This is a genomic window from Streptomyces flavidovirens DSM 40150 (genome assembly GCF_000429085.1).
GTDB classification, from domain to species: domain Bacteria; phylum Actinomycetota; class Actinomycetes; order Streptomycetales; family Streptomycetaceae; genus Streptomyces; species Streptomyces flavidovirens.
Genome location: NZ_AUBE01000002.1, coordinates 322,356 through 346,921, shown reverse-complemented (window position 1 = coordinate 346,921; position 24,566 = coordinate 322,356). Strand labels below are relative to the sequence as shown.

Annotated in this window: 16 protein-coding genes and 1 pseudogene; 4 read left to right on the top strand and 13 right to left on the bottom strand. The window is 71.7% G+C overall.

Features of this window, described 5'->3' with window-relative positions; all coding sequences use genetic code 11:
- Window positions 1-43: 43 nt before the first annotated feature.
- Window positions 44-901 (top strand): hypothetical protein, encoded by an 858-nt coding sequence (locus tag G412_RS0104310; protein ID WP_028810978.1) that lies wholly within the window; start codon window positions 44-46, stop codon window positions 899-901.
- 99 nt (window positions 902-1,000) lie between these two features.
- On the opposite strand, the gene G412_RS0104305 is transcribed toward G412_RS0104310, so the two are convergent.
- From G412_RS0104305 to G412_RS0104295, 3 genes are all read right to left on the bottom strand, one after another.
- Window positions 1,001-1,210, bottom strand: coding sequence for a DUF397 domain-containing protein (locus tag G412_RS0104305; protein ID WP_028810977.1), 210 nt, complete (start codon window positions 1,208-1,210; stop codon window positions 1,001-1,003).
- Window positions 1,211-1,396: 186 nt separating this feature from the next.
- Window positions 1,397-2,254 carry a helix-turn-helix domain-containing protein gene (locus G412_RS0104300; protein WP_028810976.1) on the bottom strand — a complete coding sequence of 286 codons (858 nt, stop codon included), beginning with the start codon at window positions 2,252-2,254 and terminating at the stop codon, window positions 1,397-1,399.
- Window positions 2,255-2,600: 346 nt separating this feature from the next.
- A complete protein-coding gene (locus G412_RS0104295) occupies window positions 2,601-3,344 on the bottom strand; it encodes a GOLPH3/VPS74 family protein (protein WP_028810975.1) in 744 nt (247 codons plus the stop codon).
- Between the two features lie 208 nt (window positions 3,345-3,552).
- On the opposite strand from G412_RS0104295, the gene G412_RS0104290 reads away from it, so the two are divergent.
- Window positions 3,553-6,345, top strand: a complete 2,793-nt coding sequence (locus G412_RS0104290) for a serine hydrolase (RefSeq protein ID WP_028810974.1) — start codon at window positions 3,553-3,555, stop codon at window positions 6,343-6,345.
- Between the two features lie 164 nt (window positions 6,346-6,509).
- Window positions 6,510-8,450: an MFS transporter gene (locus G412_RS0104285; protein ID WP_244282847.1), complete on the top strand. Its 1,941-nt coding sequence runs from the start codon at window positions 6,510-6,512 to the stop codon at window positions 8,448-8,450.
- Window positions 8,451-8,510: 60 nt separating this feature from the next.
- Here the strand turns inward: G412_RS0104285 and G412_RS0104280 are convergent, their stop codons facing one another.
- The 5 genes and pseudogenes from G412_RS0104280 to G412_RS0104260 form a co-directional block, all read right to left on the bottom strand.
- A complete protein-coding gene (locus G412_RS0104280; protein ID WP_028810972.1) occupies window positions 8,511-9,593 on the bottom strand; it encodes a C40 family peptidase in 1,083 nt (360 codons plus the stop codon).
- Window positions 9,594-9,622: 29 nt separating this feature from the next.
- Window positions 9,623-10,105: a poly-gamma-glutamate biosynthesis protein PgsC/CapC gene (locus G412_RS0104275; protein WP_028810971.1), complete on the bottom strand. Its 483-nt coding sequence runs from the start codon at window positions 10,103-10,105 to the stop codon at window positions 9,623-9,625.
- The gene (pgsB, locus tag G412_RS0104270; RefSeq protein WP_028810970.1) at window positions 10,102-11,652 is read right to left on the bottom strand and encodes a poly-gamma-glutamate synthase PgsB; all 1,551 of its coding nucleotides are present in this window, start codon (window positions 11,650-11,652) and stop codon (window positions 10,102-10,104) included. The genes G412_RS0104275 and pgsB overlap by 4 nt, the downstream gene beginning before the upstream one ends.
- Before the next feature lie 7 nt (window positions 11,653-11,659).
- A pseudogene (locus G412_RS41690) lies at window positions 11,660-13,904 on the bottom strand (cache domain-containing protein).
- 240 nt (window positions 13,905-14,144) lie between these two features.
- The gene (locus G412_RS0104260) at window positions 14,145-15,377 is read right to left on the bottom strand and encodes a CapA family protein (RefSeq protein ID WP_425274443.1); all 1,233 of its coding nucleotides are present in this window, start codon (window positions 15,375-15,377) and stop codon (window positions 14,145-14,147) included.
- A 38-nt stretch (window positions 15,378-15,415) separates the two neighbouring features.
- Here G412_RS0104260 and G412_RS33265 point away from each other — a divergent pair, with 38 nt between their 5' ends.
- Window positions 15,416-16,363, top strand: a complete 948-nt coding sequence (locus G412_RS33265; RefSeq protein WP_157839056.1) for a hypothetical protein — start codon at window positions 15,416-15,418, stop codon at window positions 16,361-16,363.
- Window positions 16,364-16,406: 43 nt separating this feature from the next.
- Here G412_RS33265 and G412_RS40710 read toward each other — a convergent pair whose 3' ends face one another.
- From G412_RS40710 to G412_RS0104230, 5 genes are read right to left on the bottom strand one after another with little or no spacing between them, the layout of a single operon-like run.
- Window positions 16,407-17,693: an extracellular solute-binding protein gene (locus G412_RS40710; protein WP_244282846.1), complete on the bottom strand. Its 1,287-nt coding sequence runs from the start codon at window positions 17,691-17,693 to the stop codon at window positions 16,407-16,409.
- A complete protein-coding gene (locus G412_RS40705) occupies window positions 17,690-18,733 on the bottom strand; it encodes a hypothetical protein (RefSeq protein WP_028810968.1) in 1,044 nt (347 codons plus the stop codon). The genes G412_RS40710 and G412_RS40705 overlap by 4 nt, the downstream gene beginning before the upstream one ends.
- Entirely contained in the window at window positions 18,730-20,172 is a 1,443-nt protein-coding gene (locus G412_RS33255; protein ID WP_051338120.1) for a VWA domain-containing protein, read from the bottom strand. Before G412_RS33255 ends, G412_RS40705 begins: the two co-directional genes overlap by 4 nt.
- Entirely contained in the window at window positions 20,169-22,586 is a 2,418-nt protein-coding gene (locus G412_RS33250) for a tetratricopeptide repeat protein (RefSeq protein WP_051338119.1), read from the bottom strand. Before G412_RS33250 ends, G412_RS33255 begins: the two co-directional genes overlap by 4 nt.
- Window positions 22,583-24,520 carry a S1 family peptidase gene (locus G412_RS0104230; RefSeq protein WP_078606781.1) on the bottom strand — a complete coding sequence of 646 codons (1,938 nt, stop codon included), beginning with the start codon at window positions 24,518-24,520 and terminating at the stop codon, window positions 22,583-22,585. Before G412_RS0104230 ends, G412_RS33250 begins: the two co-directional genes overlap by 4 nt.
- Between the last annotated feature and the right edge of the window lie 46 nt (window positions 24,521-24,566).

The following is a 24,566-nucleotide window of genomic DNA, read 5'->3' as shown; positions in this document are numbered from 1 at the left end:
TCAGAGTAGGCCGGTCCGGCGGCGGAAGGAAGGGACCGGCAGCATGGACGACGAAGGCACGCGCAGTGAGGTGTACGCGGAACTGGCCGGCGTGGGGCCCTACGGGGTGCGGCCCGGACACGCCCTCATCACCATGGTCGAACCGCACCCGGGCCACGAGTACGCGTACAACCGCTGGTACGAGGACGACCACTACATCGCGGGCGCGATGGCCATGCCCTGGATGTTCGCCGGGCGCCGCTGGGTCGCCACCCGCGACCTCCAGCTCCTGCGCTACCCGGCGAAGTCCGCCGTCGCGCGGCCCGTCACCACGGGCTGCTACCTCTCGACGTACTGGGTGACGCAGGGGCGCTACGACGAGCACATGAAGTGGACCGTCGGCATCAACCGTCGGCTCAACCGCGACGGGCGCGTGTACCAGGACCGTAAGCACGTCTTCACGGCCTTCCAGGACCACGAGGCGACCGTCTACCGCGACGGGGCGGCCGGGCCGCGTGACTTCCACGCGCTCGACCATCCGTACCGGGGGCTGGTGCTGGAGGTCATCGACGCCGAGGGCCCGGAGCGGCGGGCGGAGCTGCTGGAGTGGCTGCGGAGCACGCATCTGCCGCAGCGGCTGGCGGGGACACCGGACTCCGGCTCACCGGCCGCGATGGTCACGGTCTTCCGGCCGACGCCGCTGCCGGGCGACCGGATGAGTTACGTGAAGCAGGTGGAAGGGGTCGACACCCGGCTGACCCTGCTCTGGTTCCTGGAAACCGACCCGCGCGAGGCGTGGGAGGAGCGCTTCGGCGAGCTGGACAGGGAGGTGGCGGCTTCCGGGCTCGGGCGGGTCGAGCTGGTGGCGCCGTTCATCCCGACGGTGCCGGGGACGGACCGTTACGTCGCCGAACTGCGCTGAGGGTGCGGCCGCGTCACGCCGAGCCGCGGGTACGCCGGAGCCCCCTCGGCCAGGACGGCGGACCGGTCGAGAGGGCTCACTGCGGTCGTGCTCGGCGCCTCAGCCGAGGTGGAACGTCCCCTGGCCGACCCCGCCCACGAACGCGCTCCAGGAGCCGGGGGCGAAGGTGATGGAAGGGCCCTCGGGCGCCTTCGAGTCCCGCACCGCGACAGCGTGCGCGACCGGGGACTTGACCTCTACACATGCGCCGTTACCCCCGGAGTACGAGGACTTCGTCCAGGTGTCCGTAGCGCCCTGATGGATTGCCATGTTCACTCCGTTTTGCTGGTCGAGGAGAGTGAGACGCCAACGTTCTTGCTGGCGTGATCGACGCTACTCGCGAACTACCTCACGTGAAGCGGCCGTTCACCCGACCGGATGGCATATTCCATGATTGGCTTCCGCTGCGGGGCGGCCACGGTGTACCGTTCCGGTTTTCCCGGCGGAAGCGCTGCTTCAGCGGGCGTATTCCTTCGCGATGTTCGCGATGAAGTGCCGCGAGGCCTCGACGTTCAGCGCCTGGGCGCGCAGATGCTCGTACATCACGCTGTACTTCTGTACGTCGTTCGCCTTCTCCAGATACAGGTCGCTCGTCACGCCCTCGATGTAGACGACGCTGGAGTCGGCCGCGTCCGGGAACTCCAGGATCGCGTAGTGGCCGCTGATGCCGGGATGCGCGCCCATGTCGAACGGAAGTATCTGGACCGTCACGTGCGGCAGCTGGGACTGCTCCACCAGATGTTCGAGCTGCTCCCGCATGAGCTGTCTGTCGCCGACGACGCGGCGCAGCGCGGCCTCGTCGATGACGGCCCACAGGCGCAGCGGCTGATCGGCCGTGAGGATGCGTTCCTGTCGGCGCAGTCTGACGTTGACCCGTTTCTCGACGTCGGAGACGGCCGTCTCGGGGAGCGCGCCGGTGATGAGCGCCTCGGCGTACCGCGGCGTCTGGAGCAGGCCGGGGACGATCTGGGGGTCGTACACGCGCAGTGAGGCGGCGTCCGTCTCCAGGCCGATGTACACGCTGTACGGGATGTCGCCGAAGGCGTGCCACCAGCCCTGCTGGCGGGAGTCCTTGGCCATCTGCATCAGCGAGTCGACGATACGGTGGTCCTCGACGTCGTACACGCCGCACAGGTCGCGTACGTCGCGCTGGCTGATGGAGCGGCGGCCGTTCTCAAGGCGGCTGATCTTCGACTGGGAGACCAGCAGGCGCTCCGCGACCTCCTCGGCCGTCATGCCCTTGAGCTCGCGCAGCCGACGGAGCTCCTGGCCCAATCGGCGGCGCCTGACGGTGGGATTGACGTTGGACGCCACGGGAACTGCACCTCCGGCTGATGCGTTGTGCGTACGTGCCGCTGGCACGCTCTACTGCGCAGCAGACTGCCACCAATGGTCATGTCCGCGCTGGGAAACGCCCACACAGGGTGCCGACGCGAGCGCGCGGGGTGGCGGTCCGGACCGTCCAGGATGGCCTGGGGGACCGGGTCCACTACCCCGCGCGCTCTGGTGCGGCTCCCGAACCGGGTCTTGGGGACGTCGGTGCGGCGTTGGTCGTACGAGTGGTGCTCAGGTGCGGCTCACGTGCTGCCGGCGCTGCCGGGTCCTGCTGGGTCCTGCCGGGTCCTGCCGGGTGCTGCTGTCCGTGCCGCGGCGGCGCGGCTCAGTGCGCCGCGACGCGCGCCATGCCGTCGCGACGTGACGGTGGCTGCCGCGATTGCGACTGCATCGGTACGGCCGACTGGGGCCGGCCACCCGGTGCGGGTGCTCGGCGCGGCTGTGCGGCCACACCGTTCTGGACGTCCATCACGGCGTGCGCCACGAGTCCGCCCATGGGGTCGTGCCTGATCAGGTCCCGGAGCCGGGAGCGTGATGAGCGCCCCTCGTTGCCGGGGTAGAGGTGCTTGCCGAGCCCCACTGCGTGAGCGAGCGCGGCGAGCGCCGCGGTCCGCGGGTCCGGCGGGACGCCGGTGCGGATCGCATTGTCCAGCCGGGACCTGATCTCCCGGCAGATCACCGATTCCGTCGCCTGGTAGCGAGTCGTCGGCAGCACCCCGCACATCTGACCCGCCACGGCATGCACCATGCCGCACCGTTCCAGATGCGAGAGATACGTCTGGCGGAGCCCCAGTCGGGGTCCGCCGATCCAGTGGACGGCCCGGACCGGGCTGCCGCGCCTGCGCAGCAGTTCCAGTGCGGAGTCCAATGTCGGATCTCCTGTCGGCCGTGCCATCACCACGGCGATACGATCCCCGTCTGGGGCTATCCGTCCTGCCAGAGCCAGCTCTACTAGCTGTGCCCCGGCCAGGCCGAGGTCGAGCGACTGCGGCTGCGCTGTGGTACCCGTTGTCGGGTCCAGAGCGAGCAGCAGAAGCTCCTCCGGAAGTGTTCTGCGGCTCCTGCCCATCCATGCCTCCCCGCGTGGATGAATGACAGGGTGACCCCTCTCACATTCATCTGTCGAGAGCGCCTGGGTGCTTCGTACGGGAACCGGCAGGTATGTCGTTCTCGTCTAGCGAGGGAGGCCGGGGTCTCAGACAGGACACTGGTACATGGTTCGGACATCGGACCGCGGACAGCGGGCGTGTGCGCGAGCGCGTATGAAGGAGGCATCGGTGGCGGGCGAGTCCCCCGACAAGTCGGAGCAGCGGAAGTCGTCGGGGGAGACGACCCCGGGCGAACGCGATCCGCGGCTCGCCGTTTTCCGGGAATCGGCCGCGAGGCCGGAGCCGGAAGGCAGCGACCGCGTGGACCAGCCGACGGCAGTCTTCAAACTGCCCCCGGAAGAGCGGCCGCCGGCCCCGGAGACGCTGGAGGCCGCGGAGGCAGCGGAGGCGGCGGAGCCCCAGGAGGCGACAGAGGCCACGGAGACCCCGGAAACCACGGAGACGCCCCGTGAGGGCGATGCGCGCCTCCGGGCGGCGGTGGCGGCGTGGGTCGCCACGACGGACGACGCGGAGGGCCCCGGCGCCGGCGCTCCGGGCGCGGGCCGCGACGGCGCGCGGGCGGCTGCCGCAGCCGAGGCGGGCCGTGCCGGTGGCCGGGCGGCTGCCGACGCCGAGGCGGGCCGTGACGGCGGCTCCTCGGCCGCAGCCGTGGAGACGAGGCCTGGCGCTGCCGAGCGCCCGGCGGGCGCGCCGGACCCGGACGGGAAGGTCGACCGGCCGTCGCCTGCCGACGCCGACCGTGACGCTTCGGGTGCGGGCCGTGGCGGTGATCGGGCGGCTGCCGACGCTGAGACGGGCCGTGGCGGCGGCTCCTTGGCCGCAGCTGGGGAGACGAGGCCTGGCGCCGCCGGGCGCGCGGTGGGTGCGCCGGACCCGGGCGGGAAGGTCGACCGGCCGTCGCCCGCCGGTGCTGACGCTTCGGGCGCGGGCCGTGCCGGTGGTCGGGCGGCTGCCGACGTCGGCGCGCGAGGCGACGGGCGTACGCCGGACACGGCTGAGGCCGCCGCCGAGCCGCTGAGCGGCGCCCGGCGTGACGACGCCGAGGCGCCGGTGAGCTCGCCGGACGTGGCCGAGGACACCCCCGGCTTTGACACCGGCCCGCGGGTCGGCTCCGACGGTTCGGGTGCGGGCCGTGAGGGTGACCGGGCGGCCGCACGGGCCGAGGGTGCGTCCAAGGGTGACGCTGCGGCGCGGAGTGACTCCGACGGCTCCGGTACGGGCCGCGAGGGTGGCCGGGCGGCTGTCGGCGTCGACGGTGCGTCCAAGGCTGACGCTGGGGCGCCGAGTGGTTCGGGTGCGGCCGGTGCGGGGCTTGCGGGTGGCGGTAGTCCGGCCGTGGCCGGTGGCGATGAGTCGTCGCGTGGTGCTGAGCAGGCCGGGGGCGGTGTCGATCAGGCCACTGCCGTGTTCAAGGCTGTGCGGCCGCGGCAGGCCGTGGACGAGCCGACCACCGCGCTGAAGGCCGTGGGCAAGCCCGAGTCCCCCGTCGAGCGCACCAGCAAATTCGTTCCGCTGAAGCGGGACGATGTCAGGCCGCCGGCCGGCAGGCCGCGCAGTACCCCTGCCGCAGCCTCCGCACCGGCACCGGCACCGGCACCGGCGCCGGCACCCGCCCCCGCGCCCCCGTCCGCCGCCCTGCCGGAGGCGGAACGTACCCGGCAGCAGCCGCTGCCGCCCAAGCCGCCGCTCGACCTGCTGGCCGAGCTGACGAACACCCCGCCCCCGCCGCAGACCCCGGTCAGGACCGCCGTGCGGCGGATCAAGATCTGGGCGCCGCTGGTGGTGCTGCTCGTGATCATCTTTGCGGTCGTGCAGTTCCTGCGGCCGCTTCCCTCGCCGACGCTGGCGCTGACGGCGAAGCCGACGTACACCTTCGGCGGTGACGCGCTCAGCATGCCGTGGCCCGAGCAGGGCCAGTCGGCCGTCGAGGTGCAGGGCGTCGGCAGCATCGGTACGCACGGGGAGCAGAAGCCCGCGCCGATCGCGAGCGTCGCCAAGACGATGACGGCTTACGTGATCCTCAAGGGGCACCCCCTCAAGGGCAACGAGACCGGCCCCAAGATCACGGTCGACGCGCAGGCCGAGAGGGAGTCCAAGCACAAGGACGAGTCGACCGCCCGGATCAACGAGGGGCAGCAGTTCACCGAGCGGCAGATGCTCCAGCTCCTGATGGTCCCCTCGGGCAACAACGCGGCGCGGCTGCTGGCCCGCTGGGATGCCAAGTCCGAGGAGGAGTTCGTCAAGAAGATGAACGACGCCGCCAAGGACCTCGGCATGAAGAACACGACGTACACCGACCCGAGCGGCCTTGAGGCCACCACGGTGAGCACCGCGACCGACCAGCTCAAGCTGGCCAAGGCGGTCATGGAGAACGACGTGTTCCGCGAGATCGTGAACCTGCCCGAGGTCGAGATCCCCGGCATCGACGGGAAGATCTACAACAACAACAACATCCTGCTCCAGCCGGGAGTCAGCGGCATCAAAACCGGGTCCTCCACCCCCGCCGGGGGCAACCTGCTGTGGTCGGCCAACACCGTCGTCGACGGCAAGGAGCGCCGCATCGTCGGTGCGGTGATGGGCCAGGAGGACGCCACGACGCTCGACGGCAAGCTGCAGCTCGCGATCAGCAGGAGCCTCAAGCTGATCCAGGCCGCCCAGCGGGACGTCACGTCGGCGACCGTCGTGAAGAAGGGCGATGTCGTCGGTTACGTCGACGACGGCCTCGGCGGGCAGACGCCGGTCGTGGCGACGAAGGACCTGAAGGCCGTCGGCTGGCCGGGCCTGAAGGTGGAGCTGACGATCTCCGACGCCGGGAAGCCGCTGCCGCACGCCGCGAAGGCGGGTGACGAGGTCGGTCAGGTGACCGTCGGCTCGGGACCGGGCCAGGTCAAGGCGCCGGTCGCGCTCCAGAAGGACCTGGTCGAGCCGGGCTTCGGTGACAAGCTGACCCGCGTCGGCTGAGCCGGCGTTGGGCCGATGAGCGGAGTGCTGCCGCCGGACGCGGGAACCGGCGGCAGCACCGCGTGTACCGCGTGTTAGCGTCCGGGCAACTACGGGACGCGGGGACGGCGTCCTTGCGCATGTCGGGGGCTGTTGGTACCCAGGGGGAGACGGGGAGAGCCGTAATGACCACCGCTGAGCCCACGCGCGCCGAGGGCGGGGACGGGGACGGGAACCTGGACAGGCACGGGAACCTGGACAGGCACGGGAACTTGGCCAGGCACGGGCACGAGGGCGGCCCTAACGGGCGTGCCTCCGGTGCGCGCACCGGTATACAGGAAGGTATACGCCCGGAGCAGGCACCGCGCCCACAGGTGCGCCCGTCGCCGGGCAGCCGGCCCGCGCCGGACGCCGACCGCCCGCGCCGCGCCCTGCGCCACCCCGTGACGATCGCGACGGCCGCCGCCGCGGTGGCCCACGTCGTGTGGTTCTTCTTGTTCGCAAACAGCGGCGGCGACCTCGCCGCGCAGGACGCCTGGGCCGAGTTCGTCGGCCGCCACCCGGACTCCGCGTACAACCTCGCCTGGTACGGCGGGATGCACCCGGTGTCGTACAGCGTGGTCTCGCCGTACCTGATGTCCGTCCTCGGTGTCCGTACGACGATGATGATCGTCGGCACCGTGTCGTCGGCCCTGACCGCGCTGATCCTGGTCCGCGTCAAGGCGGTCCGCAACCCCATGTGGTGCGCGCTCGCCGGAGTCTTCGCCTTCCTCTGCAACGCCCTGTCGGGCCGTGTCACCTTCGGCCTCGGCATGATGTTCGCGATCGGCGCGGTGGCCGCGGTCTTCTGCTGGCCGCGCCGCTGGGCGGCCAACCGGTGGGCGAAGGCGGCCGTCGCCGCCCCACTCGCCGGGCTCGCCACGGCGAGCAGTCCGGTCGCCGGCCTGTTCCTCGGCGTCGTGGCGGCCGCGCTGTTCCTCAACAAGCGCCGCCCCGGCGCCTACGCGCTCGGCCTCGCGCCGGTCCTCGTCGTCGCCCTGTCCTCCTGGCTGTTCCCGTTCTCCGGTACGCAGCCGATGTCCTTCGCGACGGCTTCGCTGCCGTGCCTGTTCGGCGTACTGATCCTCGTGCTCGTGCCCGGGGACTGGAAGACGGTCCGCACGGGAGCCGCCGTGTACTCCGTCGGGGTGCTGCTGACCTGGCTGATCGACTCTCAGATCGGCAGCAACGTGTCGCGCCTCGCGATGGTGTTCGCGGGCGTCGTGCTGCTGGCCGCGCTGCCGTTCGCCGTGCCCCGCACGGCCAAGTGGTACGCCCTCGTCGTGGCCTTCACCGGCTTCAACGTCTGGATCGGCTTCAAGACCGTCGACGACGTCATCCGTACCGCGCCGGCGGCGTCCTGGACGCGTGAGCTGGCCCCGCTGGTCAACCAGTTGCAGGAGGTTGGCGCGGAGAAGGGCCGGGTCGAGGTGGTCCCGGCCAGCAGCCACCGGGAGGCGTCGGCGCTCGCTCCGTACGTCAATCTCGCGCGCGGCTGGAACCGGCAGGCCGACATGGAGCGCAACCCGCTCTTCTACGACGACACGCTCCACTCCGACACGTACCGCGAATGGCTGGACCGCTGGGCCGTGCACTACGTCGTGCTGCCGACGGGCGGCGCACCGGACTCCGGAGCCACCCAGGAGTACGAGCTCGTACGCGCCGGGCAGCCGTACCTGGAACGGGTCTGGTCCGACGCCAACTGGCAGCTCTTCCGCGTCGACGACCCGACGCCGCTGGCCGACCCGCCCGCGACCGTGGACCGCGCGGGCGCCGGCGAGCTGACGATCCGGGTGAAGAGCGCGGGCCGGGTGCTGATCCGTATCCCGTACTCCCCGTGGCTCGGCCTGGTCGACGCCGAGGGCGAGCGGGTCGAACCGCCCGTCGAGACCCCCGAGTCCAAGCTGCGCGGAGAAGGGGAGGCGACCCGCGAGTTCACCAACGTCAACGGCTGCCTGATGAAGGCGGAGGAGGACGCGGCGGGCGACGAGTGGACGCAACTGCTGGCGCCACGGCCCGGCGTGTACCGGCTGGCGGCGCCGTACGGCCTGACCAGGGGCACGGCCTGCCCGGAGGAACTGCGCTGAGCCGCGAACCCCGGAGCCCCGCAGGGGCGTCCGGGCCCGGGGCCACCCGCTGGACAGGCCCTAGATGCGCTTGGCGCTGCGCAGGGTGCTCGCGTAGTAGCCGTTGCCGTCCAGGCGCGACGTGCCGCCCTTGTCGCCGATGGTCGGGCCGTTGACCTCTTCGCGGCTCGACACGAAGATCTTGTGCCCGTCGGTGTCGTGGCCCATGAAGATGCCGACGTGGTCGATCCGGTCCTTGGTGCGCCCGTCGAGCTTGAAGAACACCAGGTCGCCGGGCTGCAGTACGTCGATGGACTTGGGCCGGGACTCGGGGCCGACCCCCTTCAGCTCGATGACGTCGGTACCGAGCTTCGAGCGGGCCATGCCATTGGCGGTACGCGGCAGGCCGTCGCCCAGCTTGTCGGTCGCCATCAGCGGGAAGCGGGCACGGTAGCCGAGGACGGTACGGATGAAACCGGAGCAGTCCATGGAACGGGCACGCATCGCTTCGGGCTGCATCGTGGTGCCGTTGCGGAAGGTGTACGGGATGCCCAGGTAGTCGTAGAAGTCCGACTCCTCCAGGCGGTAGTCGTTACCGGGTGTGCCTTCGGGGTTGATGGGGCCGAAGTTGGCGTCACCGGCGTACGAGATGCCCTCGGAGTCCTTCTTCACAGGCGCCTGGTCGACGTACTGGAAGGCGATCGCGAAAAGGTCGTCCTCCTTGCTGCCGAAGAACTCCTTGAACCAGTCCTTGAACCACTGCTCCCGCTCGGCGCCCTTGCGCCACGGCTCCGGCATCAGCCGGACCCAGTCGTCGGTGACGACACGGGACTTGGTACTCGCGGGCTCCGTGAAGGAGCGGCTCGGGCCGGTGAGCGTGGCGGTGCGCGCCCCGTCGGTGAAGGTGGCCAGGATCTCGCCGCCCTCACCGCGCAGGAGCGTACGGGCGGGACTCCGCAGCCGTTCCCAGGTCTGCTTGCCGGAAGCCAGGCCCGCGCCGGAGGACTTCAGCGCCGGTGTGTCGGTGACCGCCTGGATGGCGGGGGCCTTCGCCTGCTCCTCCTTGCGCAGTTCCACGGTGAGGTACGCGCTGCCGGCGAGCAGGGCGATCACGGTGGTGGCGTGCAGGGCGCGGCGCGGGCCGCGCTTGGTCTTGGCACTCATGGGTCAGCTCCGTTCGGGACGGTCGACGGTCAGACGGACGGCAGCGCGCCGAGCAGGATTCCGGCGGTGAGGACGACGTACGCCATGAGCGTCACCGAACCGGTGGCGAGCAGGGTCGCGCCCTTGGGCTGGCGGACGAGCTGATAGGCGATCAGGCCGGGGACGATGAAGCCGAGCGTCTGGTTGGTGTACATCAGCGGGAATTCCATCGACAGCACGATCATCAGCGTCGCCTGGAAGAGGACACCGGTGAGGACGACGGCGGAGAACAGCCGCTTGCCGTAGAGGATCACCACGCGCTGGACGGCGAGGGTGGCGACGTACGTGAGGACGGTGACGCCGACGACCATGGCCGCGCGCTGGAGGTCCTCGACGAGCGTGAGGGCCAGCCAGCCCGGCGTGATCATGCCGCCGGGGGAGAGATTGGTCGTCAGATAGCAGACCAGGGAGAACATCAGGCCCAGCGCGATGCCGATCGCGGCGATCTCGGGCGTGAGTACGGAGGGGATCAACGGGGTTCTCCTGGGTTCTGCTGCTGGGCCTCAGTCACCGGCCGGGCCGGCTCGAACATGCCGCGCTGCGGCGGCCGTGGTGCGGGCTCCGCCGGTGCGGAGGGCGGTGCGGACTGGTACAGCGCGGGCTGCTGCGCCCGCTCCTGCGGCTCGTACGGGACGGGCGGCTGCTGGTGCTGCTGGTAGCGCGCCTCGTACGCCTCCGAGTACGGCTGGTACGGGTCGATGTACGGCTTGTACTGCTGAAGGGCGAGCGTCTCGTCGTCCCGGACAGCGGGCCGCGCGGACGCGGCGGGTGCCTGCGCGTCGGCAGGCGAAGCGGCCGGTGTACGGGCGGACGGGCCGGCCGCCACATCGACCGGGGTCTCGTCGGCCGGGAGCTCGGCGAGGTGCTCCAGCAGTACCTCGCCCTGGCCATGGATGTTGCCGATCGCGACGAGCGAGGAGTCCGGGCCGAGTTGACCGAGCAGCCGGCCCATGAACTCGTCCGCGGCACGCCGGTCGCCGCCGAGGTCGACCGCGCGGTCGCGCCATTCGGCGGGGATCGCGTCGATGGCGCTCTTCGCCGGGTGGCCGATGACGAAGACCTTGTCCGGCTGGAGGTCCGGGATGATCGCGCCCATCTGTCCGTTGCGCTCGACGCGGTCGGGCCGGCAGTTGATGACCACGTTCAGCGGCCGGCTGATGGCGTCCAGGTCCAGCAGCTGGTTGATGTTCATCAGCGTCGACTCGGGGTCGTTCGCCGCGAAGACGTTCGCGAACCGCAGCCGCTTGCCGTCGGGGGTGGCGTACCGCTCGACGGAGAGCACACCGGGGTCCGGCGGGGCATCGTACATGCCCTTGAGGGCGGTCTCGCGCTCCACGCCGAGGAGTCCGGCGACGGTCAGTGCGATCGCCACGTTCTCCTTGAAGGTGAACCAGCTGAAGCCGCGCAGCTCCTCGTCGCTGACGGTCTCCGGATCGGCGTAGATCAGCTCGCAGTCACGCGCGTCCGCCTCCTCCTGGAGGATGTGGAAGCGGTCCTGCTCGGCCGTGACGCAGATACCGCCGTGCGGCATGGAGCGGGACAGCGAGCGCGCCACGTCGTCGAGGGTCGGGCCCATCTCGGCCAGGTGGTCCTCACGCACGTTGCACAGCACGCCGATGGTGGACCGGATCAGCTTGGACTGGTTGATCTCCTGGAGCGCCGGCATGACGGCCATGCACTCGATCACCAGGGCGTCCGGGTTGTACGACGCGGCCCGCCGCACGATGCCGATCTGCTCCACCACGTTGGCGATGCCGAACTTGCGGTAGACGGGCTCCTCGGTCGCGTCCGGGTGGATGAACCGGGCCGCCGTGCCGGTGGTCTTGGCGACGGTGACGAGGTCACCGCCGCGCAGCGCGCCCGCGCACAGGCGGGTGATGGAGCTCTTGCCGCGGATGCCGTTGACCAGCACGCGGGTGGGTATGCGTTCGAGGTTGATGAAGTGCCGGCGCTGTTCGACGACGCCGGCGGCCAGCAGGACGCCGCAGCACACCATCAGAACGGTGTAGAGGAAGAGCACGGCCCGATCAGTTCCTTCCGGCGGTGGCGGCGGCTGGTGCGCCGTCCCGCTTGCGCTGTTCCTGGAGCTGCTGGCGCAGGAGTTCCAGGCTGCGGATGACCGCGCCCACTTCGTCGTGGTGGCGCGGGTAGAGCACGGTGCGGCGGTCCCCGTCGGCGAGCGCCTCGGCCTGGCGGGCGAGTTCCCGCAGCGGTCGTACGACCACGATGTGCAGCCACCCCAGGCAGGCGGCGGCCGCGGTGATGCCGAGCAGACCGGCCAGGACCGTGCGGTTCTGGAGGCTGTACTCGGGGATGGCGAGACCGGAGGCGGGCTGCCAGCTCACGACGGTCCAGCCGAGGGACTTGGCGGCGCCCCCGCCGACGAACGGCGCGGCGGCGGCGAGCTGTACGCCGTCCCCGCTGTCGCGGTAGAGGACACCGCCGGCGCGGGCGCTCAGACCGACCTTCTGGTTGCTGCCCGCGACGAACGAGTCGAGCCGTTCGTCGGTGAGCTTCTCGAAGGCGCGGTAGCCGGTGTTGCCCGCGATGATCTGCCGCTTGTCGTCGACCACCCGGACCTGGCCGAGGCCGGGCCGCTTGAGCAGCGAGTTGATGAAGTCGATACGGAACTCGCCGACCAGGCGCGCTCCGTCACGGCCGGGGATCTCGGCCTGACCGGCGATGACCGGCTCCTTGCCCGAGTCGTTGACGAGGCCGAGCAGCTTTTCGGCAGGCAGCTTGCCGGCCTCCTGGCGCGGCGTCTCGCCGGCGCTGGTGATGACCTTGCCGTCGGCCGACATGACGTACAGCGACTCGTAACGAAGATGCTCGGTGCGGGTGCGCTCCAAGACCTTCCGCATGTCGTCGGGCGACGTGCGGTCGCCGATGAGGGCCGCCACCGACACGAGGTCCGCGTGGCCTTCGTTGAGCGCGCGCCGGACCCGGTCGGTGAGGGTTTCGGTGCGCTCGCGCTGGTCGTTGACCATCTGCTCGGGTACGACGACGGTGGAGTCGGCGCGGTTGAGCAGCAGCAGCATCGGAGCGGACCAGGCGAGCAGCAGTACCGCGCAGACGGCGATCAGTCCGCGGCTGCCGAACCGGCCCGCCCTGCGCCGGCCCTCGGTCGCGGTGCTCTGCGCGGACTCGCCGAGGAGCTGGCGGCGTACCCGCTCCAGGGCGTGTCCGATCCGGGCCGCCTCACCGTGCGACGGAACGTTCACCGGGCGGGTCACGTCGCCGCGCGTGAGCCGCCTGCTTTCCAGGAAGAGCCGGATCAGCGGACGCTGGACCGTACCGAGGAGCAGAGCGACCGCCAGGGCGCCGATGACGAGCAGCGCGCCGGCGGCGAGCAGGCCGAAGAGCGGTCCGGCGGAACGGGTCGGGTCCTCGGCCACCTCGACCATGGCGACCACGGTCAGGCACGAGGCTGGTGGCGACGGTGCTCTCACCGGGCTCGGGGCCGACGAGGGTCGCGTATCCGGCGACGGCGCGGTCGCCCTGGAACTCGGTGCCGTACAGGCTGCCGCTCACGCCGAGGAAGCCGCCGGAACCGGGCTCCTTGGACTTGAGCGGGTGCTGCGCCGCCTTGTGGGCGGCAATCTTCGCGAAGGACTTCAGCTGCTTGTTGGACCGCTTGACGCCGTCGCGCTGCAGGTCGGTCAGTACCTGCTCCGGCTCGGGGATGCCGTCGCTGCTGAGGACGCGGCCCTCGGTGTCGACGACCGCGATGGCGCGGAACTGGCCCAGCGCGATGCCGGGGAAGCGCAGGCTGTTGGACGCGATCAGCAGTTGCTGGGGGCGGCCCTCCCAGGAAAGCAGGGCGAAGGAGAGCAGCCGGGTCTCGCCGTTCTGCAGCCGCACCATGCGGGGGCTGAGCCCGTCCTTCTCACGCAGCTTGCTGGTGTCGACCGCGGTCACCGGCACGTTCTCGCCGCGGGCGGCGAGCAGCTTGCCGGACTTGATCTCCAGTACGGCCGTGCCCGTCCACTTCTGGTAGACGCTGCCGATCTTGTCGAGTACGGCGTCGGGCGAGACCGGCTCCGAGGCGCTGAAGAGACCCGCGGTCCGGTTGAGGTCGGTGACGCTCTCGTCGATGGAGGCGCGCAGCGCGACAGCGCCGTCCTCGGCGAAGTGCTGCTGGGAGGTCAACACGGCCTTCGGTACGAGGTCCTGGTCGGCTTTTCCGAGGCCCAGGGCGGTGATGCCCGCCAAGGTGAGCAGCAGGGCCGACAGGGCCGCGATGGGCGGGCGTATGCCTCCCAGGAGCGACATGTCGGCCCGGCGACGGACCTTGCGCCGCCGCGCCGCGGGCGAAGCGGCCATGAGTGTTCACCTTCAGATTCTGGGTAACTGCGGGTAGACGGGTGAGCTGGGTGCGGCGCGCGGGCAGCGTGAGCTGCGTGGGTGTGACGCCGCGCGGGCGCCCCCGGGCGTCATGACTCACGAGGGCACGGGGATGGTTGTACGAAATCGGCCCGGTGTGACGCGCGTTACGTCCGGGTTACGGTCCTGTCAGCCGGGCAGCCCCTGGAGTGGCTTCAGGCCGTCCTTCGAGGCTCCCCGGTTGAACATGGTTCCCTGCGTGCGCTCGAAGGCGAGCCGGTAGCGGGCGCGCTCCTGGTCCGACAGGTCCTTGTTGTCGCGCAGCGCCTCGGCGACGTTCACCAGACGGTGGTCCTTCACGCCGGGCGTCTCGCCGCCGCTGTCCGCCCCGGCGCCCGGCGCGGCCGCGTCGGCCGATTCCTCGGGGTCCGGCGGGATGGTGACGAGCGTCGGCACGAAGCGTGCCTGCACATCCCATCCGCCGTCCTTCTTGCGGAACTCGAACCAGCCGATGGCGCCTTCCTCGGTGAGGCCGCTCGGCACGTCGTGGCGGGCCAGCTGGTTGCCGAGGCCGTAGGCGAACCAGGTGCCGTCGACCTTCTCCATCGGCTGCACCACGTGCGCGTGGTGTCCGATGACCAGGTTGATGCCGGTCTCCTCGGCGAGCCTGCGGGCCAGCTTGAGCTGCGGTGCGCTGGGGTCCGGGTGGTGCTCGCGGCCCCAGTGGATGCTGAGGATCACCACCTCGGCTCCGGCCTGGCGGGCCGTCTTCTCCGCTGCCGCGATGCTCTTGAACGAGTTCTCGTTGGCGAGCCACGGCTTGTCGGCGGGCACTTCACGGCCGTTGAAGCCGAACGCGTACGAGAGTTGGGCCACCTTGACGCCCTTCACGTCGAGGATGAGCGGCTTCTCGCTCTCCTCGCGGCTGCGCGCGGAGCCGGTGTGCTTGACGCCGGCCGCGTCGAGGGCGTCGAGTGTGCGCTTCACGCCGGCGGGCCCGTGGTCGAGCGTGTGGTTCGACGCGGTCGAGCAGGTGTCGTAACCCGTGTTCTTGATCGCCGTGGTGATCTGCGGCGGTACGAGGAAGTCCGGGTAGCTCTGGAACGGTCCCTGCGGCCCGCTCACGACCGGCTCGAAGTGGCAGATCCCCAGGTCGGCTTTGCTGATGACGGGCTTCACCCCGGCCATGGTCGGGTCGAAGTCGATTCCCTTCCCGCCCGCCTCCTTGGCGTCCTTGCGCGCCTGGTCCGTGAGCTGCGGGTGGATCAGGATGTCGCCTGCCGCCGCGACGGTGAACGTCGGAGCACCCGCCGCCCCGGCGGCGTCGTCCGTGTCCAGGAGGCCGCACCCTGTGGCTGTCGCCGCCAGAAGGCATAGGGCGACAGCGCGGGTTATGCCGGGCAAGTAGGGATGTCTCGTCACGATGGTATTTTCGCCGCTCTATGACACGGATCCCGGCCATGAAGCTCACCATTTTGGTAACTCTGCTGGTCACGGCTGCGACTGTGGCCTATGTCACCATGAATAATTCCTCGGAAAAGGGCATTTCACACTCAAGGGACAGATCGCCTGATGGCTCCCGTAACGCCCAGCAGGGAATCGATCTGGAGCGTCGCGTCAACGACTTCGCCACCGACGTCGTCGCGGATTCCGGTTACCGCCCGCCGACCCGTGCGGAGCGGCGCACCGTGGCCGAGGGCGTCGGGCTCCTCGTCGACGGGCGGAGCGCCGACGCCGGCCGCAGGCTCGCCGAGGTCGACTACCAGATCCGTACGCTGACGGACCGCGCCACCGGCCGGCGGTACGCCGAGATCGCCGACGCGGCGGGGGAGTCCCGTCGCGGCTGGGGCCGCGTGTACGTCGCACTCGGCGCACCCGTCCGCTGGTCGGTGCAGGTTCCGCATCCCGTGGCCGACATGGGCAGCGAGCGGCTCGGGTCCGCCGTACTGACCGGGCAGTCCGGCGGCGTACTGGTGGTCGCGGGGGCGCACCGGAAGGCGGGCCGGGGTGACGCGTCCGATGTCGCGCACCGGCGCGACACCGTCTTCCACGCGGTCTGCGACGAACTCGCGGAACGCCGGCTGCCGGGCGTGCAGCTGCACGGCTTCGCGGACAGCACCGAGCCGGACTACGACGTGATCGTCTCCACGGGCCTGGGCACGAGCACCGAAGCGCGCGAGAGCGGCCGCCGCCTGGCGCGGGCACTGGGCGGCCGGGACTTCACGGTGTGCCGGGCGTGGGCGCGCAAGTGCGTGCTCGAAGGCCGGACGAACAAGCAGGGGCGGGACGCCGCCGACCTGGAGGTGCCGTTCCTGCACGTGGAGTTCAGCCACTCGGTTCGCTCCGACGCGGCGAGCGCGGGCCGCGCGGTGGCGGCGGTGCGCAGCACGGTGGAGGCCTGGACTTAGGCCCGCGACCGGGGCTATGGCGCCACCGGGCGCCGCCCGCCCGCTACTGGACCGCCCCGTAAAGCCCCCCGCCCGGCGGCGCCGCGCACACCGACGGGACGCGCGGTGTGAGCAGTTCCCGGTGCCGGAGCGTCTCGTCGTCGAGCTGCTGGAGCAGGCCGGACAGCAGCTTCTTGTCCGCCGGCGCGGCGAGGAACTCCAGTACCGCGCGGTGGAAGGCGTCCCGTATCCCCGGCGGCATCGCGTCCGACGCGTCCGCGCACAGCCGCCTCGCGCCTGTCAGCGTCTCGTTGACCGCCCGGTTCGCCCAGGCGTCGCCGTACGAGCCGGCGGAGATGGGGAAGAACGGCCGGTTGCGCTCGGGCACCGCCTTCGCCCAGGTGGCGCGCGCCTGGTCCCCGGTGAGGAAGGTGAGGAGCGCCCGCGCGCCCTCCGTGCCGCGGAACAGCGCCGCCATGTCGCCCGCCACCTCGTACGCGCCGCGCTCGTTGCGGAGCCCGGCGACTGCCTTCGACGTCGGGACGTACGCGATGTCCTTGCCGTACAGCCGCCGGATGAAGCTGCCCTGGTGCTCGCGCCGGCATCCGTCACCGGACCGTTTCAGCAGCCCCTTGTGGTCGTTGCCGTCGAAGTCGTTGCTGAGAGCGGCGTCGGCCTGCGACCCGCCGCCGAGCAGCCGGCCCCATGTCTCCCAGGCCTCGCGGACCTCCGGGCTGCCCCATGGCAGTTCGCCGGTCGCCCACTGTTCGTAGACCGCCGGGCCTGACTTCTGGAGCAGGATGTCCTCGATCCAGTCACTGCCGGGCCACCCCGACGTCGCCCCGGAACCCATGCCGACGCACCAGTCGCCCCGTTGGGCCGAGCGGCCCGGATAGTGCCACACCACGCTCTTGAGGTCGACCTTGACGGGGGTCCAGTACGTGTTCTTGCGGCCGCGTACGGTCAGTTCGGGAGCCCATGGTTGCGGGGAACGCTCGCGGACCTGCTCGGGAAGCGGTACGAGCACACCCTGGTGCGCGTATTCCGTGAGCTCTCCGAGGCTGTTCAGTATGGCGATGTCGGGCGGCGATCCGGCCTGCACCTGGGCGAGCAGCGTCTCCCTCAGGGACGTCGTTCCCTGGTAGTCGTACGTGATCCCGGACTTCAGCGTGAACTCGTCGAGCACCTTCTCGAAGCTCTCCTCCTCGTCGCCGGTCCACGGACCGAGCACGCTCACGACCGGAGGCGGCTCCTCGGCGCAGGCGGCCGAGGTGAGCGCGAGCCCCGCGAGAAGGCCGAGGGTCAGCAGCAGCCGGGTGGCGCGGCGGCGGGCGCGGCGCGGGCGGTTCACCGGTGGCCTCCCGTGCGGCGCCGGGCAACGGCGTACTCGTCGAGCAGCGATTGAAGCGTCCACAGGATGACCCCCGCCATCAGCACGGCCGCGAGCGGAATGAACACCGTGCCGCGGGCCCAGACCTCGGTGTTCCCCTCGCCCACGGCCTTCTCCATGCCGGACTCGGCGTCGGTGATGGCCTTCACCTGCGCGTCGGCGGAACCGGTCGGCGTCAGTGGGCCGGCCGCCTCCTGCATCCGGGTCTGGCTCGCGTGCGCCTGCCACGTTCCGAAAGCGAGCACGGGAACGGCCGCCAGCAGCAGCGTCACCGCCGCCAGGGGGATGCTCAGCCGCAGCCGGAAGCGCTGCCGCAGGAACACCTGGGTGCCCACCAGCCGTACGCCGAGCAGCACACAGGCCGCGACCGCCACCGGCCAGGCCAGGAGAGGCGCGACGCCCCAGTCCTCCTGGTGGTCCAGCGCGGCGCTCTGCCGGGCCTGCAGTGCGGCGATCCGGGCGAGGATGCCGGTCTCCTGGGCGTACATCATCCCGCGCGCGTACGCGAGGTTGGCGCTGCTCAGCTTCGGCCGGTTCGATTGGGCCAGCGCCCCGTCGATGCGCAGGACGTAGCTGTCGACGATCCCGGACGCGATACGCAGCGTCTGCTGGTCCTCGCGGTTCAGGGCGCCGGTGGCGGCGGCCCGCGCGAGGCTGCTCTTCGCCTCGGCGACCTGGGTCCGGTACTCCTCGCCGCGCGGCAGGATGTCCGGCCATTGGTGCTTGTGCTTCTCGGTCCGGTAATCCAGGTGGTCGTCGGCGGTCATGTGGGCCTTCAGGAGGGAGGCGCGGGCCTTGGCCAGTTCGACGACGGCGGGGCCGGTGCGGTCGCGGATCGCCACCGAGTCGCTGTGGACTTCGTCGTACGCGCCGAAGAGCGCGCCCCCGCCGACGACGGTCAGCGCGACCAGCCATACGAGCTGACGGCGCAGGTACCCGACGGTGCTGACGCCGTCGGCTCCGCTGGCGGAACGCCAGAACTGGCGCGGCAGGTGTCTCATGACTCGCGGTCCTGCGGTTCGGGGTCCTGTTGCTGGGGGTGCTGTTGCGGGGGGTGCTGTTGCTCGGGGGCCTGCGGCTCCGCGTCCTGGGGCTCGCGCCGGGGCCTGCGCCGCTGCGGCAGCATCGTGCTGTGGGCGCGCAGCACCATCGCCGACTTGATGTCGAGTGGCCGGATGTCCCGGCGTATCTCCACCTCACCGGCCGCCGCGTCGATGATCCGTACGACGTCGCCGAGGCGTTGCAGCATGGGCTCATTGCCCATCGCGTGAGCCCGGCGCACGGCCTCCCCCCAGGCGGCGCGGGCGCGCGGCTCGTCACCGGCGCGCTGGGCGGCGCGGCCCTCTTCGAGGCCGCGGACCAGGGCGTCGTGGTGAGCGTAGTGCGCCACCTTGGGGTCGTACGCGCTGTAGAGGTCGCGGTGGCGGGTCCAGTGGACCAGCAGCGGGCGGGCCGGCGGAAGCCGCGGCGGCGGCGCGGCCCCGTCGTGCGACGGCTCCCGCACCACCTTCAGGTCGGCCAGCCACAGCGCCCGGTCGACGGGCTCCTGCGGCGTACGGGAAGCGGCGACGCACACCAGGTACTCGCGGGTCTCGTCACCCCACGGCGGCGTACGGAACTCCAGGCACCGCTCGCCCGCCGTCACGCGCTCGGGCAGCAGGTCGCGGCGCGTGGGGTGGACCTGCTGGACGGTCAGCGGGATGCTGCCCGGTCGGTGGGTGAGGCGCAGCCGCAGGCCGGTGAGGTACCGGCCCGCCGACTCGGCGGTGACGGAGCGGAACTCGCCGGGCAGCGCGTCGAGGTCGCGTACGGCGTCGGCCCTGCCGTCGAGGCTGTCGGCGACGAGCTGGAGCTCGTCGGGGTCCCAGTCCTCGCCGATCCCGATCGCGTCACAGGTGAACAGCCCTGCGCAGGCCGTGAGTTCGGCGGCAAGCGCGTCCGGTCGCTCGTGTTCGTTACGGCCGTCGCTGAGCAGCAGCGCATGCCGGATGGCGGGTCCGGGGCGGCGCCCGAAGAGCTCACGGGCGAGCGCGAGCCAGGTGCCGATCGCCGTGCCACCGCCCGGCACCAGGCGTTCGATGGCGTCCTGGGCCTCCATGCGGGTGGTGGCGTCGGCACGTACGAGAGCCGCCGACTGGCGGAGGCCCTTCGGGTAGACCGGCTCCGCGGTGTGGCGTCCGGCGACGATCGCGAAGTACGTGCCGTCGGGCAGCGCGCGTACCGCCTCCGCCGCCGCGTCCTGGGCGGCCCACAGCTTCTCGCGCGGGTAGCCCATGGAGGCGGAGCAGTCGAGCAGCAGCACCTCGGCCCTGGCCGGGGACGACGGGAGCGGCGCCCCGTCCTGTCCGGCGCCCGGGTCCACCGTCACGGTCACCACCGCGCACATGCGCGTCCCGCCCTCAGCCCCGCGGTCCGCCGAGACGTAGGGCTGCTGGCTCACTTCGAGGGAGACGGTTCCCGCCGCTGACGCTCCTGGGGCGCCTTCCGCGTTTCTCTCGTCCTGCGGATCTGCTGTGCCGTCCTGAGCCATGCGTGCTCCTTGTGTGTCCAGCGCAGTGGCCGAATCCCGTTGGCCAGGTCGAGCAGCGCGTGCGCCCGCACGTCGCCGGCCTGCTGGGAGAGGCTCCGGTACGCCTCCTCCAGGCGTCCGCGCAGTCTGTCCTCGCTGAGTTCCTGGTCCTGGACGCGTTCGCGCAGTCGCTCCAGCCGCCGCGCACTGGCGCCGGCGTCCGGGCCGCCGGGCGGCCCGAGGACCCAGTCGAGGACGACCTCCCTGATGTGCGTCTCCAGCCGCAGCACCGCGTGCCGGTCGGTCAGCCCCTCCTCCTCCCGCAGTTGCGTGACGCGGGCGAGCGCGGTGACGAGGGACTCCAGGGGTGGCGGTGAGCCGTCCGGGGGCCGCCGGCCCGCCAGGATCCGTACGATCGCGGTCCGCGCGGCGGTGCGGTGCCGGGAGTCCTTGGGCACCTGCTCCAGGATATCCAGGGCCTTGTCCCGCTCCTCCCGCGCGAGATGGATCCGCGCCAGCCCGAAGGCCGCGCTGCCCAGGGAGTGGTTGCGCAGCCACACCGCCTCGTAGTAGTCCCTGGCGCGGTCCGGTGCGCCGAGCCGTTCGTGGCAGTAGCCGAGGGCGAGCTTCGGGGCGTACTCGCCGGGGAGCGAGTCGTAGACGAGGTCGAACTCCTCGCGGGCGTCGGCGATCCGGTCGTCGTCGAGGTGCAGCAGCCCGGTGTGCCAGCGCAGGCGCCAGTCGTGCGGAGCCATGGTGCCCACCAGGTCGGTGGCGAGGGCGAGTTCGGCGCGAGCCCGCTTGTGGTGGTGGACGCGTCCCCCGGTACGGCGGGCGAACTCCCGGCGGGCCAGGCCCAGGTGCAGGCGGCAGCGCAGGAGGTGCAGCTCCGGCGACGGCTTCCAGTCCGCAAGCAGTTGCAGCAGGCCCGGTGCGTCGTACGAGATGCGGGCCAGGGAGGCCGCGTGGGGGTCGTCGGGGTCGGCCTTCGGCACGGGAAGGCCCGCCGCGACCTCGTGGGGAGACGGCCGGGCGGCGTTGAGGGGGAGGCGGTGGGTGCCGTACGCCCAGGTGTCGAGGGCGGGGGCCTGGCCGAGACCGCCGTCGAGCGCGGCCGACGCCGGGTCGAAGAGACGGGACGGCTCGAAGGTCTCCGTACCGAGCCGCAGGGAACGCAGTTCGCGGATGACACCGCGCAACTGGAGCGACATCTCGGCGGCCGTGGCGAACCGTTTGCGCGGCTCGTCGTCCGTGGCGCGGGCGAGCGCGCGGTGCAGCGACTCGGCGCCGAGGCCGGGGGCCGGGTGGTGCGCGGAGTCGGCGAGCTCGCGCAGGGTCATGCCGACGCTGTAGAGGTCGGACTGGGGGTACGCCCGGCCGTCCTGCTCGACCTCAGGGCCCTTGTAATCGTCGGTGTACGGTCCGGGCGCGCCGAACTCTCGCACCCCGCCCACATCGATGATCTTGATGCCGTCGCCGCAGTGCATGACGTTGTCCGGCTTCATGTCGCCGTACACCTTGCGCTCGTGCGTGTGCAGATAACCGAGCGCGTCGAGGATCCGGATCCCGTAACTGACGATGAACTCGTGCACGCGCGGCCCCGCGAACGGCTCCTCGTCGCGCGCGATCCGCTCCGCGATCTGGTGCAGCGCCATGCCGCCGGCGAACTCCATCACGATGTAGTCGGTGCCGGTGGGGCGGTGCGTCGCGTAGTTGATGACGCGGATGATGTCCTTGTGGTTGAGGTCGGTGAGGTGCCGGCGCTCGCGCAGCGCGACCTCGCGGGCCAGCGAACTGTGCTGGTTGCGCAGGCCCTTGAGGGCGACCGGCCGGTTGTAGAGCTGGGCGTCCTCGGCGAGATAGACCCAGCCGAGGCCGCCGTGCGCGATGGGCCCGACGACCTGGTACTGGTCGGCGAGTAAGTCGTCGCGGGAGAGCTGGGGCTGGAGCGCGTACGGCGTACCGCAGCTGCAGCGCCCCTCTGCCGTCACTACGCCGATGAGCTCCCCGCAGTCGGGGTTGCCGCACCGCATGACGTGGGAGGAGGACCGGTCCTCGACGGGCTCGACGAGGAGGGCGGGGTCGGGGACCTCGACGACGGGGAGGTCCATGAGGCGGTCGCCCGCGTCGGACAGGACGAACTGGGCGCTGCCGGCGGCGCTTCGCTGCGCCGCCCCGGCCCCGGCCCCGGCCCCGGCCCCGGCCCCGGCCCCAGCCCCGGCCCCAGCCCCGGTCCCGGCCTCCGCCGCCGTCTCCGCCTCGGCGTCGACGGGCAGGCCCGTGAGATCGCAGAACCCGGTTTCGGTGACCTGTCCGGTGCAGCCGGGGTGCGGACACGGTCTCATCTGTCCCCCTCCGTGCGGGTCGCGAGCGCCTTGCGGGCCTCCTGTACGAACCGGTCGACCGCCGCCTCCGCCACCCTGAGCTCGCACGGCCCGCCGGTCAGCAGCCGCTGCGCCTCCTGGTGCAGGGACGCAGCCGCCTCGGTGATTCCATGGGCGGCGAGGCGCGCCTGGTGACCGTCGAGGAGGCCGCGCAGGTCCTGGTGGCGGGCGAGCTGCCGGGTCAGCACCCGGTGGGCGGCCTCCGCCTCCAGGAGGGCGGTCTCCGCGGTCCTTTCGACGTACGACAGCTTGACGAGGAAGCCGGTCGTGCCCTGCCGCGGATCGGCTTCGAGGCGGGCCGCCTTGAGCTCCAGGTCCGGGGCGTACCGGGGGACGGGCGGGAGGGGACTGACGCAGGTGGCCGCTCGCCGGCGTAACTCCCGCGCGAGTTCTTCCGTACGGGCGAGAGCGCCGATGCGGCGGCCGACGCGCTCCAGCCAGCGCTGGGGGCGGGTCGGATCGAGGAGGAGTTCGTACGTACGGTCCAGGGCGGGCGATTCGAGCTGCCGGAACACGAGCAGGAGACGCCCGCCGCGCCGTACAAGCGTGTGCAGCAGCTCGACCGTCTCCAGCGGCTGCAGGGCGTCGTCCACACCGCGGGCCACGGTGGTCAGCGGCAGGGCGTCGGCCGCGATGCGCGCGGGCATCGGCAGCAGGCCGGGGCCGTCGAGCGCCATGCCCTCGGCGATCTCCTGGGCGATCTGCGCGGGCGTCTTGTCGCGGACGTCGACGGCCAGGTCGAGGCTGCCCGCGCGGGGGGTGGTGCCGGCGCCGTCGGGGCAGGAGGCCGTGACGGAGGTGCGGGGAGAGCGCTCGCGGTCGGCGAGGGTGAGGGTGGTGAGCAGCGCGAGGGCGGCGGCCTGGTCCTCGTCCCGTACGAACGTGATCTCCACGTCGGCCAGGTCTTCCTCACCCGCCAGCCAGCGGGTGAGCCAGCGGGCGAACCCGCGGTCGGGGAAGGTCCGGGGGGTGGGGCGGGGGGTTTCGTCGGCGAGGCCCGGGTGGGTGGGGCGGCCGGGGCTGGTGGTGAGGGCCGCTGCCTGGTCGGGACTGTCGTCGGGGCTGTCGTCGGGGCTGTCGTCGAGACCGCCGTCGAGCGGGGCCGGACCGCCGTCGAGGGCGGTGGGACCGGCGGCGAGGGTTGCCGGACCGGCGGCGAGAGTGGCGGGGTGGGCGGCGAGGGTGGCGGGGTCGGCTGTGAGGGTGGCCGGGACCGGGGGCCGGCCGCTGACGAAGCGCTCGCGCACGAGGTCGAGGTGCTTGACGATCGTGCCGGTCGGGATCATGTAACCGTGCCGGTAGTGCGCGCCCTCGCGTTCGGAGTCGAGCTTGCTGACGACGATTCCGATGACGCGGCCGGTGCGGTTGTCGACGACTCCGGCGCCGCTGAAGCGCCGCATGAGGGTGTCGGCTTCCGTGACCGGATCGATCTGCACCCACTCGTCGCCGGGTCCGCCGTGGCCCTTGATGAGCGCCTCGGCCCACTTGCCGCCGCTGATGCGCGAGGGGTAACCGGCGAAGTGGACCCGGCGGTTCCAGATGGGCGGCTGCCGGTGGAGGGTGACGTTCGAGGTGACGGGTGGCGGCCCGGCGAGCTGGAGGAGTGCCAGATCACCGCTGTGGTCGTCGGCGCGGGGCACCCAGTGCTTCGGTACGACGGTGGCGCGCAGACCGGCCGGATCGCCGCCGCCGGAGCCGGGGAACTCGACGATCACGAACGGATGGTGGTCGTCGGTCCCGGCGATCCTGATGACATGGGCGCAGGTCAGCACGAGTCCGTCGCCGAGCAGCACACCGGCCCCGAGCACCTGGCCGCGCGGGTCGCCCATGCGCAGCCGGGCGCGCCAATTCTCTTGATCAGTACGGAAGTTGGTCTCACTGATCGATGCCCCCATGCTGTACCAGCATAGTCGCGGTAGGTGACAATGGGGCCTCGGCTGC